Origin of the sequence: Deinococcus pimensis DSM 21231 (genome assembly GCF_000519345.1) — a bacterium.
Lineage (GTDB): Bacteria > Deinococcota > Deinococci > Deinococcales > Deinococcaceae > Deinococcus_A > Deinococcus_A pimensis.
Genome location: NZ_KI912627.1, coordinates 41,186 through 41,422 on the forward strand (window position 1 = coordinate 41,186; position 237 = coordinate 41,422).

Consider the following 237-nt stretch of genomic DNA (forward strand, 5'->3'; position numbering starts at 1 on the left):
ATGCCGTGTCTGGATTCATGATAGTTAAGACTTCTTACACCTGTCTTACATATTTCTCAGAAGATGAGTCATTCAAAGAGGATTCCGTCCACGACGGGAGAGAGGGACGGTCTCGTGACCATCCCTCTCTCCCGTCCGGGCCTCTTCCTTCCTAGCGTCTCTGTTCCTGTTCCCACGGGCGGAGCGGTCCGCCCGTCCGGGCCTCTTCCTTCCTAGCGTCTCTGTTCCTGTTCCCAC